The sequence below is a fragment of the Burkholderia sp. E168m15 genome (assembly GCF_016586105.1).
Lineage (GTDB): Bacteria > Pseudomonadota > Gammaproteobacteria > Burkholderiales > Burkholderiaceae > Burkholderia > Burkholderia orbicola.
On the sequence record NZ_BCPO01000079.1, the window covers coordinates 1 to 15,746 of the forward strand.

The 15,746-nt window shown below is 69.5% G+C and carries 15 protein-coding genes and 1 pseudogene; 5 read left to right on the plus strand and 11 right to left on the minus strand.

The genetic code is table 11. The features are described 5' to 3' along the window. Positions 1–229 (minus strand): annotated as a pseudogene (locus JMF86_RS12980) (efflux transporter periplasmic adaptor subunit); the annotation flags it as partial. 400 nt (positions 230–629) lie between these two features. Between JMF86_RS12980 and JMF86_RS12985 the strand changes: the two are divergent. Further along, the gene (locus JMF86_RS12985; protein WP_006486802.1) at positions 630–1,271 is read left to right on the plus strand and encodes a TetR family transcriptional regulator; all 642 of its coding nucleotides are present in this window, start codon (positions 630–632) and stop codon (positions 1,269–1,271) included. A 43-nt stretch (positions 1,272–1,314) separates the two neighbouring features. Here JMF86_RS12985 and JMF86_RS12990 read toward each other — a convergent pair whose 3' ends face one another. Then, positions 1,315–1,980, minus strand: coding sequence for a cysteine hydrolase family protein (locus tag JMF86_RS12990; RefSeq protein WP_011546095.1), 666 nt, complete (start codon positions 1,978–1,980; stop codon positions 1,315–1,317). 152 nt (positions 1,981–2,132) lie between these two features. Here JMF86_RS12990 and JMF86_RS12995 point away from each other — a divergent pair, with 152 nt between their 5' ends. Next, positions 2,133–3,158 carry a helix-turn-helix domain-containing protein gene (locus tag JMF86_RS12995; protein WP_011546096.1) on the plus strand — a complete coding sequence of 342 codons (1,026 nt, stop codon included), beginning with the start codon at positions 2,133–2,135 and terminating at the stop codon, positions 3,156–3,158. A gap of 56 nt (positions 3,159–3,214) precedes the next feature. Here JMF86_RS12995 and JMF86_RS13000 read toward each other — a convergent pair whose 3' ends face one another. From JMF86_RS13000 to JMF86_RS13025, 6 genes are all read right to left on the minus strand, one after another. Continuing rightward, complete coding sequence (locus JMF86_RS13000) at positions 3,215–3,922, minus strand: CoxG family protein (protein WP_011546097.1); 708 nt, start codon at positions 3,920–3,922, stop codon at positions 3,215–3,217. A 28-nt stretch (positions 3,923–3,950) separates the two neighbouring features. Beyond that, positions 3,951–4,310: a DUF427 domain-containing protein gene (locus tag JMF86_RS13005; protein WP_006477955.1), complete on the minus strand. Its 360-nt coding sequence runs from the start codon at positions 4,308–4,310 to the stop codon at positions 3,951–3,953. Between the two features lie 129 nt (positions 4,311–4,439). Continuing rightward, a complete protein-coding gene (locus JMF86_RS13010) occupies positions 4,440–4,877 on the minus strand; it encodes a carboxypeptidase-like regulatory domain-containing protein (RefSeq protein WP_011546098.1) in 438 nt (145 codons plus the stop codon). Between the two features lie 104 nt (positions 4,878–4,981). Next, positions 4,982–6,463 (minus strand): DegQ family serine endoprotease, encoded by a 1,482-nt coding sequence (locus JMF86_RS13015; RefSeq protein ID WP_006477953.1) that lies wholly within the window; start codon positions 6,461–6,463, stop codon positions 4,982–4,984. A gap of 113 nt (positions 6,464–6,576) precedes the next feature. Then, positions 6,577–7,923, minus strand: coding sequence for an ATP-binding protein (locus JMF86_RS13020; protein ID WP_011546100.1), 1,347 nt, complete (start codon positions 7,921–7,923; stop codon positions 6,577–6,579). Positions 7,924–7,926: 3 nt separating this feature from the next. After that, positions 7,927–8,589: a response regulator gene (locus JMF86_RS13025; protein ID WP_006481728.1), complete on the minus strand. Its 663-nt coding sequence runs from the start codon at positions 8,587–8,589 to the stop codon at positions 7,927–7,929. Between the two features lie 183 nt (positions 8,590–8,772). Here JMF86_RS13025 and dacB point away from each other — a divergent pair, with 183 nt between their 5' ends. The 3 genes from dacB (at position 8,773) to JMF86_RS13040 (ending at position 12,788) form a co-directional block, all read left to right on the plus strand. Further along, entirely contained in the window at positions 8,773–10,305 is a 1,533-nt protein-coding gene (dacB, locus tag JMF86_RS13030; RefSeq protein WP_011546101.1) for a D-alanyl-D-alanine carboxypeptidase/D-alanyl-D-alanine-endopeptidase, read from the plus strand. Positions 10,306–10,638: 333 nt separating this feature from the next. Next, positions 10,639–11,553 carry a sterol desaturase family protein gene (locus JMF86_RS13035; protein ID WP_011546102.1) on the plus strand — a complete coding sequence of 305 codons (915 nt, stop codon included), beginning with the start codon at positions 10,639–10,641 and terminating at the stop codon, positions 11,551–11,553. A 95-nt stretch (positions 11,554–11,648) separates the two neighbouring features. Further along, positions 11,649–12,788, plus strand: a complete 1,140-nt coding sequence (locus tag JMF86_RS13040; protein WP_011546103.1) for an SGNH/GDSL hydrolase family protein — start codon at positions 11,649–11,651, stop codon at positions 12,786–12,788. A 98-nt stretch (positions 12,789–12,886) separates the two neighbouring features. On the opposite strand, the gene JMF86_RS13045 is transcribed toward JMF86_RS13040, so the two are convergent. From JMF86_RS13045 to purE, 3 genes are all read right to left on the minus strand, one after another. Continuing rightward, positions 12,887–13,915, minus strand: coding sequence for an L-threonylcarbamoyladenylate synthase (locus JMF86_RS13045; RefSeq protein WP_011546104.1), 1,029 nt, complete (start codon positions 13,913–13,915; stop codon positions 12,887–12,889). 11 nt (positions 13,916–13,926) lie between these two features. Beyond that, a complete protein-coding gene (locus JMF86_RS13050) occupies positions 13,927–15,123 on the minus strand; it encodes a 5-(carboxyamino)imidazole ribonucleotide synthase (RefSeq protein WP_011546105.1) in 1,197 nt (398 codons plus the stop codon). A gap of 90 nt (positions 15,124–15,213) precedes the next feature. Next, entirely contained in the window at positions 15,214–15,735 is a 522-nt protein-coding gene (purE, locus tag JMF86_RS13055) for a 5-(carboxyamino)imidazole ribonucleotide mutase (protein WP_006477946.1), read from the minus strand. Positions 15,736–15,746: the final 11 nt, after the last annotated feature.

Below are 15,746 nucleotides of genomic sequence, written 5' to 3' on the forward strand. Positions count from 1 at the left end.
CACGGCGCAGCACGATGCCGTCGACCCGCGCACGCACTTGCGCGACGAGGAATGCACTGGTGCGGCCCGGCAGGTCGGTGAAGACCGGTACGGCTTGCGGCTGGACGGTGACGACGCCGACTTCCGGCGTTTGCGGCGGCGGTGCCGATTCTTTTTTCCCGCACGCGGCCAGGAAAACGGCGGCCGTCGCGACAGTGATTAAGCGGTATGGAACCCGTTCGACGCGCATGGAGCGACCTCTGTGTATAACCAATGGAATAAGTGCCGCGCCCGACCCGAGCGCAACACGGATGCGCCTCGCGGCGCTGATCGAACACCTGAATTACTGGACTGCCAGATACAGCACGTCGGCACGAGACCTCCGTGCCGACGGGGATGCCGCGAACTGCGGACTGGTACTAGGGCGGGAATCAGCAGAGTGGGATATTAACTGATTGCCACTTGGGTCATTCGATCGTAGGGTGGTATTGTATATACATTCACGAATGTATGTAAAAAGCCCGTTTGTATTCCGCCCGCGGCCCAGTCTTACAGATTGTTACCCGCAGCAAGCATAGCCTGTCTGCATGACGGTGACGAGGGGTTGCGGACCCCATATTCACTCAAGATCGATCCAATCAGGCCTGCACATGGTCAGACGTACCAAGGAGGAGGCGCTCGAGACGCGCAACCGCATTCTCGACGCCGCCGAACACGTGTTCTTCGAGAAAGGCGTGTCGCACACGTCGCTCGCGGACATCGCCCAGCACGCCGGCGTGACGCGCGGCGCGATCTACTGGCATTTCGCGAACAAGAGCGAACTGTTCGATGCGATGTTCGACCGCGTGTTCCTGCCGATCGACGAACTGAAACGGATGCCGCTCGACGCGCCGGGCGGCAATCCGCTCGAGAAGGTGCGCCAGATCCTGATCTGGTGCCTGCTCGGCGTGCAGCGCGACCCGCAGCTGCGCCGCGTGTTCAGCATCCTGTTCATGAAGTGCGAATACGTCGCGGACATGGAGCCGCTGCTGCAGCGCAACCGCGCGGGGATGAGCGAGGCGCTGCACATGATCGACGCCGATCTCGCGGTGGCCGTGGGGCTCAAGCTGCTGCCCGAGCGGCTCGACACGTGGCGCGCGACGCTGATGCTGCACACGCTCGTCAGCGGGTTCGTGCGCGACATGCTGATGCTGCCCGACGAGATCGACGCCGAGCAGCATGCGGAAAAACTCGTCGACGGCTGCTTCGACATGCTGCGCTACAGCCCGGCGATGCTGAAGGATCGCGACTGACCACCCGGCGCATGGCGCGCCCCGCCGCCGTCACCGTGCCGCGTCAGGCCGCCTTCGCGCGCTGCGCGCGGGCCCGCCGGTTCGACGCGGCCACCGAATCGCGCGCCGGCATCGGCGCGCCGGCCAGCCCCGCGATCCACGTGTCGGTCGACATCACCGCCGCGAAATTCGACTGGAACACCACGCCATACGCGCGGTGAATCTCTTCGGCGCTTACCGCTCCCGCTTCGTTCTCGTAAGGCAGCGCGCCCGTCGCGTCGTTCAGGTATTCGACCTTCAGCCCCGCATGCGCCGCGTGATAGACCGTCGACGCATTGCAGTTGTGCGTCATGTAGCCGGCCACCGCGAGCGTGTCGATTCCGTGCGCGTCGAGCCACGCGGCGAGATCGGTGCCGGCGAACGAGCTCGCCTGCGCCTTCTCGATCAGGTGCGCGTACGGCCGGCTGGCCACCACCGCGTGCAGCGCGACGCCATCGCTACCGGGCGCGAAGATCGGCGCGCCGGCCGGCGCGACGTGCTGAACCACGATCACCGGCACGCCGGTCGCGTGCGCGGCGTCGATCGCGCGGCCGATGTTCGCGAGCGACACGTCGAGCGGCGGATATTCGATCGGCAGGTTGCCCGTCACGTATTCGTTCTGCACGTCGATCACGATCAGTGCACGGCGGGCAACAGGACGGGAAGTGGAATGCGGAACGGCGGTCGACATGGCGGGCTCCTGGTCGGGAGGCGCTGCCCCGCCCCGGAGCGGGGCGGCCAGCAGTGCGATGCGATGCATTGTCGAGCCGGGCGGCTTGTGCCGATAGTGGCCCGATAGCCATTCTTCGATAGAATCGGGCCATCGCCTTGCCGGAGCCCGTCATGCTCGCCACCGCCCCGTTCACGCCATCCACCCCATCCGCCCCGTCCGTACCGACCGTCGTCGCCGTGATCGCGTACGACGGCATCAGCCCGTTCCATCTGTCGGTGCCGTCGGTCGTGTTCGGCAAGGAACGCGACGCGGCCGCGTCGCCCGCATTCGAGTTCCGCGTCTGCTCGGCCGAGCGCGGCCCGCTCGCGACGACGGGTGGCTTCACGATCACCGCACCGTACGGGCTCGATGCGCTCGACGATGCAGACATCGTCATCGTGCCTTCCTGGCGGGACCCGGACGAAGTGCCGCCCGACGCGCTGCTCGATGCGGTCCGCGCGGTCGCCGCGCGCGGCGCGGAGCTCGTCGGCCTGTGCCTCGGCGCCTACGTGCTCGCCGCGGCCGGCCTGCTCGAGGGCCGCCCGGCCACCACGCACTGGGCGTGGGCCGACGATTTCGCCCGGCGCTTTCCGCGCGTGAAACTCGATCCCGACGTGCTGTACGTGAACGACGGCAACCTGATGACGTCGGCCGGCACGGCGGCAGGCCTCGACTGCTGCCTGCACGTCGTGCGGCGGCGCTTCGGCTCGGACGCCGCGAACCGGATCGCGCGCCGCCTCGTGATCCCGCCGCACCGCCAGGGCGGACAGGCCCAGTACGTGCCGCAGCCAGTCGCCGCGCATCCGCGCGACGCGCGGCTCGCGGGGTTGCTCGACTGGGTGCGCGCCCATCTCGACGCCGCGCACAGCGTCGATTCGCTCGCCGAACGCGTGCTCATGAGCCGGCGCACGTTCACGCGCCACTTCCGCCAGGCGACGGGCACGACCGTCACCGCATGGCTGCAGGCCGAGCGGCTCGCGCGCGCGCAGCATCTGCTCGAAACCACCGGACAATCGATCGACGCGATCGCGCAGGCAGCCGGCTACGGCTCGAGCGTGTCGCTGCGCCAGCATTTCGCGGGCGCGCTCGGCACGTCGCCGTCTGCGTATCGAAGGGAATTTCGCGGCGCCGGAGCCGGTGCCGACGCGGCGCAGTGACGCCCGCTGCGGGCCGCGAACAGGCCGGGAAGCGGAACCGGGCGGCCGATCGCCGATCAGCCGCCGTTGATCCAGCGCGCCGCGTACAGCAGCAGCGCGACGAACACGATCATCGCCGCCCAGGCCCACACGGGCACCGTGCCGGAATCGCGATGCGGGAGCGCGCTCGCGGCACGTCCGCTCAGCGCGCCGCCGAGATGATGCGGCAGCGAACGCTTCGTCGCGGCCACCAGCGATGCCGGCCGCAGAAATACATGCTGGCGGCGCGGCGCGGCGGCGCTCGCGCGATTCGGCGCGAGACCGTGTTTCGCCTGCACGACCGCGCAGAACTCGCGAAAGAACGTGTCGGTCCATTCGCGCAGCGCATTGTCGATCTGCCGCCCCGGCAGTTCGGCGAGCGGCCCGCTCGCCGTCGCCCAGACCACGTACTCGATTCGCGTGGCGCTCGCGTCGCCATCCGGCATCAGCACGAGTTCGACTTGGCCGCGCAGCGCGCCGAGGCCGTCGGCCCGCGCCTTGAAGTTGAGCACGCGGCGCGGCTGACCTTCGGCGTCGCCCTGCTCGGCGGCCGCATGCGCGCGCACGTCGTAGCGGGCGCGCAGCGGGCCGAGCGGCACGGTGATGGTCAACGCGAACTCGCCGTGCGCGAGTTTCACGAACGATTCGCAATGATCGAAACTCGCCCGCAGCAGCGCGAGATCCTCCAGCGCATCCCGCACGACAGGCGGCGCGAGCGGTACGCGTAACGTGTCGTTCAGTTCCATGACACCTCCCCGATGAACGCGCGTCGCATCAGGACGTCTCGACGAGACTGTCGACCCGCGCGACATCGAACGCGACGTAGTGCGCAAGCACGGCCGCCGCCTCCTTCGGTTCTTCGTAACTCCATGCGGCGTTCTCGATCACGCCGTCTTCCGTCTGCAAGTCGAAATGCACGGCCTGCCCCCTGAACGGGCAGGCCGTCGTGACGCCCGATTTCACGAGCCGGCGCATGTTGACGTCGCCGCGCGGCAGGTAATGGATGTCCGGGAGCCCCGCCTCGCGCACGGTCAGCGCACCGTGCGAATCGGCATAGGTGATGCCGCGATGGATCACGCGCACGCGATGACGGTTCGGCACGATTTCGAGTCGAGGATCGGCTGCATCGGACATCGTTTCTCCTTCGGGCGGCCGCCTGGCCGGGGCAGGAAACGAAAAAGCCACGGCACGCATGCCGTGGCTTTCATTATGGGCGAAACTTCGTCCGATTGCGCGACCGGGGGCCCGGCCGCACGCGGCGGGCTACTGCGCACTCCACTGGAACGCGGCTTTCGCGCCGCCCTTCGCGCCGACCGTGACGGCGCGCGATTCGTCGCTGCCCTGGTACGACGCATGCACCGTATAGCGCCCCGGCGGCACCTTCACGAGCATGTACGGCCCGCGCGCATCGGTTTTCAGCACTTCGGCGCCCTTGCCGTCGACGATCCGGACATGCACGTCGGCCAGGAACTCGCCGCCCTTGCCGGTGAAGCGCAGCGCCAGCGGCCACTGCGACTCGCTGCGCTGGAACGCCGTCGATTCGTCCTGCCCGACGCCGCCGGACACGAAGGTGACATCGCCCTGCTGGCGCGCGGCGGGCAAGCCGTCCGACTGCGCATACGCGCCGGTCGCACCGGCTGCGAGGCCGGCGGTCAGCGCCGCGGCAACGGCAAATCGGGACACGTTGCGTAGATATTGCATGGCTCTCTCCTTGGGGTCGGAACACATACGGGGCGCGGCGTCGCGCGATCGAACGGCGGCGGCGCCCGCCGCGGCCGGCCAGGCCGGCCGTCGGCCGTGGCCGGTCAGCTCAGGTCGACCGGCACGAAGATCTGTGCATTATCGCGCTGGATCAGCAGAGCAAGACTGTTGCCCGCGCCCTTCACCGCGTCGCGCAATTGCTCCGGGCTCGTGACCGGGCGGCCGTTGACCGCGAGAATCACGTCGCCCGGCTGGATGCCCGCGTTGGCGGCCGGCCCGCCGGCCTGCTGCACGATCAGGCCGTGCGACAGGTTGTCGGCGGTGCGCTCCTGAGGCGACAGCGGCCGCACCGCGACACCCAGGCGCCCCTGCTCCACCGGCCCGCCGTCGTTCGACGCGAGCTTCGCATCGGCCATCGCGCCGAGCGTCACGCTGATCGACTTCTTCGACTTGTCGCGCCAGATCTGCAGGTCGGCCTTCGAACCCGGCTTCAGGTTCGCGATCTGCGCGGGCAGCGACGTCGAATCGGCGACCGGCGAACCGTTGACCGACAGGATCACGTCGCCCGGCTGCAGGCCGGCCTTCGCGGCCGGGCCGTTGGGGTCGACCGAGCTGACGAGCGCGCCGTCCGGCTTCTGCAGCCCGAACGAGCTCGCGAGCGTCTGGTTCAGCCCCTGCACGGCCACGCCGAGACGGCCGCGGCTCACGTGGCCCGTCTTCACGAGCTCGTCCTTCACCTTGATCGCCTCGTTGATCGGGATCGCGAACGACAGGCCCTGGAAGCCGCCCGTCTGCGAGTAGATCATCGAGTTGATACCGATCACCTCGCCCTGCAGGTTGAACAGCGGGCCGCCCGAGTTGCCGGGGTTCACCGGCACGTCGGTCTGGATGAACGGCGTGTAGTTCTCGTCCGGCAGCGCGCGCGACTTCGCGCTGATGATGCCCGACGTGACCGTGTTGTCGAAGCCGTACGGCGAGCCGATCGCGACGACCCACTGGCCGACCTTGCTCTGCGCCGGGTCGCCGATCTTCACGGTCGGCAGGCCGCTCGCGTCGATCTTCAGCACGGCGACGTCGGACTGCTTGTCGGAGCCGACGACCTTCGCCTTGTATTCGCGCTTGTCGGTCAGCTTGACCGTGACGACGTTCGCGCCGTCGATCACGTGCGCGTTGGTGAGGATGTACCCGTCGGCGCTGACGATGAAGCCCGACCCGAGGCTCGCGCTCGGCTGGTCGTCCGGCTGCGCGTCGCCGCCCATGCCCGGCACCTGGCCGTAGAAGTGCTTGAAGAACTGGTAGAACGGGTCGCTCGGATCGATCGGCAGTTGCGGCTGCGGCGCGCGCCGCGACACCTGCTTCACGACGTGCTTCGCGCTGATGTTCACGACCGCCGGGCCGTACGTCTCGACGAGCCCGGAGAAATCGGGAATGCCGGTCTTGGCCGCGGCTTCGGCCGGCATCATCGCGGCCTGCGCGGGCGTGATGATCTGCGGATCGGCGCGGCGGGTACCGGCGAAATAGCCTGCCGACAGGGCGGCCGCCACGGCGACCGCGACGGTGCCGCGCGCAAGGAATCGGGTGTTCATCGTAGGACCTCCTCGTTGTTAGGACGCAGCGTAACGACCCTGACTTAAAGGAGGCTTAATCAGCCTTAAGCGGGGCTTAAGCGGCTGCCGGCATCCGGCCGGCACACCGCCCTTCAGGCAGATTCGGAAGGCTGCGGGGCCGGGGCCGGCATCTCGGCATCGCGGAACACGACGCTGACGAGCAGGCCGCCCGCGGCTGCATCGCCGAGCGACACCGTCGCGCCCTGCTGCGCCGCCACGCGCTTGACGATCGCGAGCCCGAGCCCGCTGCCCGACACGTCGGTGCGTGCCCGCGCCGAGCTGTCGCGATAGAAGCGGTCGAACACGCGCTCGCGCTCGTCGGCCGGAATGCCCGGCCCGCTGTCGGCGATCTGCACGCACGCGCGGCCAGCCGCGTCGCGCGTCAGCGACACGTCGATGCGGCCGCCGTCCGGCGTGTACTTCACCGCGTTGTCGAGCAGGTTGCCGAACATCACGCGCAGCGCGCCGACGTCCGCGACGACGCTCGCCGCGCGGGTTTCCTCGAAGCCGAGATCGATGTCGTGCCGCTGCGCGAGCGGCGCATGCGCGGCCACGCATTCGGCGAGCAGCGCCTGCAGGTCGACCGGTTCGCGCATCGTCGCGCCGTCCGGTTCGGCGCGCGCGAGCGCGAGCAGTTGCTCGGTGAGACGCGTCGCGCGCGACACGCCGTCCTGGAGATCCGCGATCGCCTCGCGGCGCGATGCGTCGTCCTTCGCGCGGGCGACGAGCTGCGCCTGGATCTGCACGGCCGCGAGCGGCGTGCGCAACTCGTGCGCGGCATCGGCGACGAACGCCTTCTGCGTGTCGAGCGCCGCCGCCAGCCGCGCGAGCAGCCCGTTCAGCGCCCGCACGAGCGGCTGCACCTCGAGCGGCAGGCGCGCGTCGGGCAGCGAATCGAGCGCTTCCGGCCGGCGCGCCTCGACCGCGCGCGTCACGCGGCCGAGCGGCGCGAGCCCGCGCCCGACGATTCCCCACACGGCCGCGCCGAGGAACGGCAGCAGCACGATCAGCGGCCACAGCGTGCGCAGCGCGACGTTCGCCGCCAGCCGGTTGCGCACCGACAGCGGCTGCGCGAGCTGCACGACGTTGTCGCCGACGATCGCCCCGTACACGCGCCATTCGCCGCGATCGGTGCGCTCAGTCGAGAAGCCGAGCTCCGCGCGCGGCGCGATCGGCGCGCGCGGATGCGAGAAGTACATCAGCACGCCGTTGCGGTTCCAGATCTGGATCACGATGCCTTCGTCGCCGTTGGTGCGCGAGCCGAACACCTGCGAGAACGGTTCGGACGGCAGCGCCGCGGCGATTTCCTGCAACTGGTAGTCGAACAGCTCGTTCGCTTCCGCGAGCGCCTGCCGGTAGATGAGCCAGCCCGCCATGCCCACGCCCGCGACGACGATCGCGAGCAGCCAGATCAGCAATTGATGACGAATCGACCGCACGCGTCAGCTTTCCTTGACGACCATGTAGCCGAGCCCGCGCACGTTGCGGATCAGGTCCGAGCCGAGCTTCTTGCGCAGCGCGTGGATGTAGACCTCGACCGTGTTGCTGCCGATCTCCTCGCCCCAGCCGTACATCTTTTCCTCGAGCTGGCTCTTCGACAGCACCGCGCCCGGCCGCGCGAGCAGCGCCTCGAGCAGCGCGAACTCGCGTGCGGACAGCGCGACGGGCGCACCGTCGAGCGTCACCTGGTGCGACGCGGGATCGAGCGTCAGCGCGCCGTGGCGGATCAGCGACTCGCTGCGCCCGGCCTGGCGGCGGATCAGCGCGCGCATCCGCGCGCCCAGCTCGTCGAGATCGAACGGCTTGACGAGGTAGTCGTCGGCGCCCGCGTCGAGCCCCTTCACGCGATCGGCGACGGCATCGCGCGCGGTGACGATCAGCACCGGCAGCGCGAGCCCGCGCCCGCGCAGCGTGCGCAGCACGTCGATGCCGTCGCGCTTCGGCAGGCCGAGATCGAGCAGCAGCAGATCGTACGTCTCGCCGCCGAGCGCGGTGAGCGCGGCGTCGCCGTCCTGCACCCAGTCGACCGCAAAGCCGTCCGAGCGCAGCGCCTTGCGCACGCCCTCGGCAATCATTCGATCATCTTCGACAAGCAGAATCCGCATCGGGCCACGCATCCATGGGGCGAGTCAAACACGGCGACCATTGTAGCGCCGCGAATCGCGTGCGCGGCGTGCAATGCAACAGTAAGGCGGATTGCAAGGGGCCTGCCCCGACTTGTCTCTACAATGTGCGCTTCGGCGCCCCCGCGCGTCCTGCCCGAGCCCCTGCTTTTCCCGTATTCGCCCATGCCGATTTCCGATCTTTCCGCCCGGTTCGTCCCTCGCGCCCGCGCCTGCCTGCGGGCGGCCGCCGTCGTCGCCACCTGCACGGCCCTCGCGTTCGCGCCGTCCGCGCAGGCCCGCAAGAAATCCCACAAGGAAGCGCGCAAGACCGCCGTCGTGTCGCCCGCCGCGCGCGCGGCCGGGCTACCGGCCTCCGTGCTCGTCGCGCTGCAGCGCGCGAAGGTGCCGGCATCGGCGATGAGCGTCGTGGTCGAGCGCGTCGGCGATCCGCAACCGCTGATCGCATGGAATGCGAGCCGGCCGATGCTGCCGGCCTCGACGATGAAGCTCGTGACGACCTTCTCGGGCCTGTCGATCCTCGGCCCCGACTACCGCTGGCGCACCACCGCGTACACGGACGGCACGATCGACCCCGACGGCACGCTGCAGGGCAACCTGTACATCAAGGGCACCGGCGATCCGAAGCTCGTGCCCGAGGAGCTGATCGACCTCGTCGACAAGCTGCGCAAGGCCGGCGTCAAGCGCGTGGCCGGCGGCCTCGTGCTCGACAAGAGCTACTTCGCGGCGTCGACGCGCGACCTGCCGTCGTTCGACGACGATGCCAGCGCGCCGTACAACGTCGGCCCCGATCCGCTGCTGTACGCGTTCAAGGCCGTGTCGTTCACGGTCACGCCGGGCGAGGACGGCAAGGTCGCCGTCGACGTGCTGCCGCCGCTCGCGGATCTGTCGATCGACAACCAGCTCGTCGAAGGCTCGGGCTCGTGCAGCGCGGCCGCGGCGGCCGCGCGCCCGACGCTGACGGCCGGCGGCGGGATCATGACCGCGTCGTTCGCCGGCGACTACCCGCTGCGCTGCGGCGCGCACACGACCAACCTCGCGATCCTCGATCACACGACCTTCTTCGCGCGCGGCTTCCTCGCGCTGTGGCAGCAGGACGGCGGCACGATCGCGGGGCCGGTGAGCGAAGGCAAGGTGCCGACCACCGCGCGGCCGCTCGCCGTGCATCACAGCCCGGTGCTCGGCAGCATCGTCTACGACATCAACAAGTTCAGCAACAACGTGATGGCGCGCAACCTGTTCCTGACGATCGGCGCGGTCAGCGGCAAGCCGCCCGCGACACCCGAGCAGTCGAGCCGCGCGATCCAGGCGTTCCTGCAGAAGAACGGCATCGCGATGCCCGACCTCGTGCTCGAGAACGGCTCGGGGCTGTCGCGCGAAGAGCACGTGAGCGCGCTGTCGCTCGCCGCGCTGCTGCAGGCCGCGAATGCGAGCCCCGTCGCGCAGGCGTTCGTCGATTCGCTGCCGATCGCCGGCATCGACGGCACGATGAAGAACCGCCTCACCAACGCGGGCGTGCTCGGCAACGCGCACATCAAGACCGGCACGCTGCGCGACGTGCGGGCGATCGCCGGCTACGTCGCCGGCGCCGACGGCCAGAGCTACATCGTCGTCAGCTTCATCAACAACGATCACGCGGAAGGCGCGCGCGCCGCGCACGACACGCTGCTCGAGTGGGTCTACGCGGGCGCGCACTGACGGTGCGCGCACCGTGCATCGGGCCGCTCTGACAGGGCGGCCCGTGCGACTTCCCGCACCGCGCCGCCCGCGAAATCCTGCGCCGCGCGGTTTGAAACGCCCCCGTCACTTTCGCGCGCCGCGCCGCGCGCGCACCCTTCCCACAAAGCAGGGCCGCACCGCCCGGCCCCGTGCAGTACGGATTCCGTAGAAACCCTGTCCTCAGAGGGAACCCTCTACGCTGCCCCCTCGCCTAGCGCGTAGCGATTGCGTAGGCTGTTGGCCTGACGATATCTACAACGGGCCACACGCCCGGCCTGATGGCTTGCAGGGGAACGAAGGAGACACACGCCCATGCGATTCGACGTCGAATTGCTTCTGCTCGCGCTGGCGCCCGTCTTCCTGCTCTGCATCGCGTGGGAGGCCTGGCACCTCGCCCGCACCCGTGCGCAGGACCGCATCTATGCGTGGCGCGACACGCTGTGCAACGCGGCGCTCGCGCTGATGCACCAGGGCGCCGACAAGCTCGCGTGGCTGTTCGTGATTCCCGTCTATGCGTACTGCTACCGGCACTATCGCGTCTACACGTGGCACGACGGCTGGCTGTCGTTCGCGGTGCTGTTCGTCGCGCAGGACTTCCTCTACTACGTATTCCATCGCGCGAGCCATCGCGTGCGCTGGCTGTGGGCCGCGCACGTCGTGCACCACTCGTCCGAGCGGATGAATTTCTCGACCGCCTTCCGCCAGAGCCTGATGTACCCGGTCGCGGGCATGTGGCTGTTCTGGCTGCCGCTCGCGTTCGCCGGCTTTCCGCCGCAACAGGTCGTCGGCATCGTGCTGATCAACCTCGCGTTCCAGTTCTTCGTGCACACGCAGGCGATCGGCAAGCTCGGCTGGCTCGAATACGTGCTCAACACGCCGTCGATCCACCGTGCGCACCATGCGCGCAACGCGCGCTACATCGATCGTAATTACGCAGGCGTCCTGGTGATCTGGGATCGCCTGTTCGGCAGCTATGTCGAGGAAACGCCCGACGATCCGCCGCAGTACGGCATCGTCGAGCGGCTCGGCTCGAACAACCCGTTCGTCGCGACGTTTCACGAGTGGGTGTCGATGGCGTCCGACGCGTTGCGCGTCGACGGATGGCGCAACAAGCTGCGCGCGATTTTCGGCCCGCCCGAATGGGCGAGCGCTTATCATGCGCAGATTGCCGAGGCCGCGAACCAGGGTCCGCGCACCGAGCCGCTGGCGGCTGCGCGCGATCGATAAACCGTTTCAGCCAACGGCCGCCGCGCAGCCCGGAACCGAGCAGGCACGCGGCAGATGAGAAACACATCAGGCCATATCTACGAGGAGATCGAACGATGCAGACACAACAACACGCACCTTCCCGCAGCCGGCTGCGCATGCTGCGCACCGCGCAGGTCGCGATCGCCGGCGCCGCGCTCGCGCTGCTCGCCGCATGCGGCGGCGGTGACGACAACAACGGCAGCAGCGCGTCGAACACGCCGCCGTCGGGCGTGAAGATGCAGGTCGTGTCGTTCGGCGACAGCCTGTCCGACGTCGGCACCTACTCGCAGATCAAGCTCGGCTTCGGCGGCGGCCGCTTCACGACCAACCCGGGCCAGGTCTGGACGCAGGACGTCGCGCAGTACTACGGCGACACGCTGCAGCCCGCGAACCAGGGCGGCTTCGGCATTCCGCTGCAGGCCACCGGCGGCCTCGGCTACGCGCAGGGCGGCTCGCGCGTGACGCTGCAGCCGGGCATCGGCCATGCGGACGCCAGCGTGCCGAACCCCGACTACGCACAGGCGACCACCACGCCGATCGCGGACCAGGTCAAGCAGTACCTGACGCAGCACGGCAGCTTCAACGCCGGCCAGATCGTGCTGATCAACGGCGGCGCGAACGACATCTTCTACCAGGCCCAGGTCGCACAGGCGCAAGGCAACACGCCGGCCGCGCAGCTCGCGGCCGCGCAGGCGATCGGCCTGGCCGCGCAGCAGCTCGGCGGGATCGTCCAGCAGATCGTCGCGGCAGGCGCGACGCACGTGTTCGTCTCGAACGTGCCGGACATCGGCGGCACGCCGCTCGCGCTGCAGGGCGGCACGCAGGCCGCGTTCACGCAACTGTCGGGGCTGTTCAACAAGACGCTGGTCGGCACGCTCGCCGCGCTGAAGGTCGACCCGACGAAGTATGTGGTGGTCGATGCGTTCACGTGGCAGGACGGCATCGCGGCCAACTACCAGGCGAACGGCTTCAGCGTGTCGAATACCGACACCGCGTGCAACCTGAAGGCGATGGTCCAGGCCGCCACGCAGTACGGCGTCGCGAACGCGACCGCGTTCGGCTCGTCGCTGTTCTGCTCGCCGCAGACCTACACGGTCGCGAACGCGGACCAGACCTACATGTTCGCCGATACGGTCCACCCGACGACGCACCTGCATGCGCTGTTCGCGCAGTACGTCCAGCAGCAGATCGCGAAATCGGGCGTCGGCAAGTAAGCCGCCGGCCACGCGCCCAAACGAAAACGCCCGACCGGTTCGCCGGTCGGGCGTTTTTCGTTGGTGCGGATGGATATGAACGGATGCGGACGGATGCGTCAGTCGCGCGCTTCGAATGCGGCCGCCGCGCGGCCGAGGCGATCGTTGACCGCGATCCATTCGACGGTCTCGGGCAGCTTCTCGATGAGGATGCGCGCGACCTGCGCGCGGTCGAGCGCCCGCAGCATCCCGTACAGGTCGCGTGCATAGGCCTGCGGATCTTCCGGCGCCGCGATGAAATGCACGCCGTCGGCCTGCGCCCAGTGCCCGGCCCGCGACGCGCGGGCGACGAGCGCGACGCGTTCGCCGTCGGTTTGCGCGGCCGCGAGCAACGGCTCGAGCGCGTCGAACGGCAGCAGCGCGAGCGGCGTACGCGGCGCGTAATGCGCTTTCAGCGTGCCCGATGCGCGCGGCGCGGTCGCATCGCTGCCGTCCGGCAGCTTCGGCGCGCGGCCGAGCACATCGGCGATCTGTTGCGGCGTCACGTGGCCCGGGCGCAGCAGCGCCGGGAAGCCGCGCGACAGGTCGAGAATCGTCGATTCGATGCCGACTTCGGATGCGCCACCGTCGAGCACGTGCACGGTATCGCCGAATTCGTCGCGCACGTGTTGCGCGGTCGTCGGGCTCACGTGGCCGAACCGGTTCGCGGACGGCGCGGCCACGCCGCCATGGCCGCCGCGCCGCGCGCTGAACGCGGCCAGCAGCGCCTGCGCGACCGGATGCGACGGACAGCGCAGCCCGACCGAATCCTGCCCGCCGCTCACGGCATCCGGAATGCGCGCGTGGCGCTTCAGGATCAGCGTGAGCGGCCCCGGCCAGAATGCCTCGATCAGCGCGTGCGCGTCGGCCGGCAGATCGTCGGCCCAGTAGCCCGGATCGCCGCCGGGCGGCAGATGCACGATCACCGGATGATTCGCGGGCCGCCCCTTCGCCGCGTAAATGCGCGCGACGGCCTCGGGGTTCGCTGCATCGCCGCCGAGCCCGTAGACGGTTTCGGTCGGAAACGCGACGAGCTGGCCCGCATCGAGCAGCGCGGCGGCCGCGTCGATTTGCGCGGGCGTCACGTGCGTCGGGAGATCGATGGACATCGGCCCGCGCCTCAGTCGAGCGGCACGCGCAGCAGCTGCGCGCATGCGGTGGCCGCCGCGACGGCTTCGTCGCGCGTCTCGGCCGTGAAGTTCACGTGGCCCATCTTGCGGCCGACGCGCGCTTCTTCCTTGCCGTACAGGTGCAGGTGGGCAGCCGGCATCGCGGCGACCGTGTCCCACGGCGGCGTGACGGCGTCAGCCGCCGCCCCGTTGGGGAACCACACGTCGCCGAGGATGTTCAGCATCGCGGCCGGCGAATGCTGGCGCGGATTGCCGAGCGGCATGCGCGTCATCGCGCGCACCTGCTGCTCGAACTGGCTCGTTGCGCACGCATCGACCGTGTAGTGGCCGGAGTTGTGCGGGCGCGGCGCCATTTCGTTCGCGACGAACGAGCCGTCCTCCAGCACGAAGAACTCGACGCACAGCACGCCGACGTAGCCGAGCGTATCGGCGATCCGGATCGCCGCCTGCTGCGCTTCCTCGACGCGGGCCGCATCGGCGGCCGGCGCCGGTACGACCGTCAGCGCGAGGATGCCGTTGTGGTGCACGTTCTGCGCGAGCGGGAACGCAGCCGAGCGGCCGTCCGCGCCGCGCGCGATCAGCGCCGACACTTCGTATTTCAGCGGCAGGCGCTTCTCCAGCACGCACGGCACGCCGCCGAGCGCGGCATGCGCGTCGCGTGCTTCCTGCGCGGTGGCGACGCGCACCTGGCCCTTGCCGTCGTAACCGAGGCGGGCCGTCTTCAGGATGCCCGGCAGCACCGCGTCAAGCGCCGCATCGTCGAGCGCGGCAAGCGCCGCCGCCGATTCGATCACGACGTGCGGCGCGACCGGCACGCCCGACGCCTCGATGAAACGCTTCTCCGCGATCCGGTCCTGCGCGACCGCGACGCAGCGGCCAGCCGGGGCGACGAACGTCGTGCGCGCGAGGAAATCGAGGCTCGCGGCCGGCACGTTCTCGAACTCCGTCGATACGGCCTCGCACAGGTCGGCCAGTTCGGCAAGCGCGGCTTCGTCGTCGTACGCCGCGCGCAGGTGCCGATCGGCGACCGCGCCGGCGGGGCTCGCCGGATCGGGATCGAGCACGGCGACGCGATAGCCCATCGACTGGGCGGCAAAGCAGAACATGCGGCCGAGCTGGCCGCCGCCGACCATGCCCAGCCACGCGCCGGGCAGGATCGGGGAAACGGAATCAGGAGTTGCGGTCATGTCAGTGGTCGGTTGCGGCGGAACGCGGAACGGCCCGCCGCAGTGGGAAAATCCGGCGCCGGCCGCGTCGTGCGGCCGCGCGCCATGCCGTCATTCCAGCGGCGGCAGCACCATCGCGTGCGCGGCTTCGTTCTGGCGCACGCGGAACGCGGCGAGCCGGTTCGCGTAGTCGACCGAGTTGCCGGACAGGATCGACACCGCGAACAACGCGGCATTCGCGGCGCCGGCCTCGCCGATTGCGAACGTCGCGACCGGCACGCCCTTCGGCATCTGCACGATCGAGTGCAGCGAATCGACTCCCTTCAGGTACTTGCTCGCGACCGGCACGCCGAGCACGGGCACCGTGGTCTTCGCGGCCAGCATGCCGGGCAGGTGCGCGGCGCCGCCGGCGCCCGCGATGATCGCGCGCAGCCCGCGCTCGCGCGCCTTCTCCGCATAGTCGAACATCTCGTCGGGCATCCGGTGCGCGGACACGACCTTCGCTTCGTACGGCACGCCGAATTCCTGCAGGATGGCGACCGCGTGCTTCATCACGTCCCAGTCGGAACTCGAACCCATCAGCACGCCGATGAGCGGCGCGCTGTGCGTGTGGGCAGTCTGGATTTCGCTCATGTCGTCGGTAC

Bases quoted from the DNA above. Each gene is read 5' to 3' on its own strand.
- JMF86_RS12985 (WP_006486802.1), top strand. From the start codon at position 630: ATGGTCAGACGTACCAAGGAGGAGGCGCTCGAGACGCGCAACCGCATT.
- JMF86_RS12990 (WP_011546095.1), bottom strand. From the start codon at position 1,980: ATGTCGACCGCCGTTCCGCATTCCACTTCCCGTCCTGTTGCCCGCCGT.
- JMF86_RS12995 (WP_011546096.1), top strand. From the start codon at position 2,133: ATGCTCGCCACCGCCCCGTTCACGCCATCCACCCCATCCGCCCCGTCC.
- JMF86_RS13000 (WP_011546097.1), bottom strand. From the start codon at position 3,922: ATGGAACTGAACGACACGTTACGCGTACCGCTCGCGCCGCCTGTCGTG.
- JMF86_RS13005 (WP_006477955.1), bottom strand. From the start codon at position 4,310: ATGTCCGATGCAGCCGATCCTCGACTCGAAATCGTGCCGAACCGTCAT.
- JMF86_RS13010 (WP_011546098.1), bottom strand. From the start codon at position 4,877: ATGCAATATCTACGCAACGTGTCCCGATTTGCCGTTGCCGCGGCGCTG.
- JMF86_RS13015 (WP_006477953.1), bottom strand. From the start codon at position 6,463: ATGAACACCCGATTCCTTGCGCGCGGCACCGTCGCGGTCGCCGTGGCG.
- JMF86_RS13025 (WP_006481728.1), bottom strand. From the start codon at position 8,589: ATGCGGATTCTGCTTGTCGAAGATGATCGAATGATTGCCGAGGGCGTG.
- dacB (WP_011546101.1), top strand. From the start codon at position 8,773: ATGCCGATTTCCGATCTTTCCGCCCGGTTCGTCCCTCGCGCCCGCGCC.
- JMF86_RS13035 (WP_011546102.1), top strand. From the start codon at position 10,639: ATGCGATTCGACGTCGAATTGCTTCTGCTCGCGCTGGCGCCCGTCTTC.
- JMF86_RS13040 (WP_011546103.1), top strand. From the start codon at position 11,649: ATGCAGACACAACAACACGCACCTTCCCGCAGCCGGCTGCGCATGCTG.
- JMF86_RS13045 (WP_011546104.1), bottom strand. From the start codon at position 13,915: ATGTCCATCGATCTCCCGACGCACGTGACGCCCGCGCAAATCGACGCG.
- JMF86_RS13050 (WP_011546105.1), bottom strand. From the start codon at position 15,123: ATGACCGCAACTCCTGATTCCGTTTCCCCGATCCTGCCCGGCGCGTGG.
- purE (WP_006477946.1), bottom strand. From the start codon at position 15,735: ATGAGCGAAATCCAGACTGCCCACACGCACAGCGCGCCGCTCATCGGC.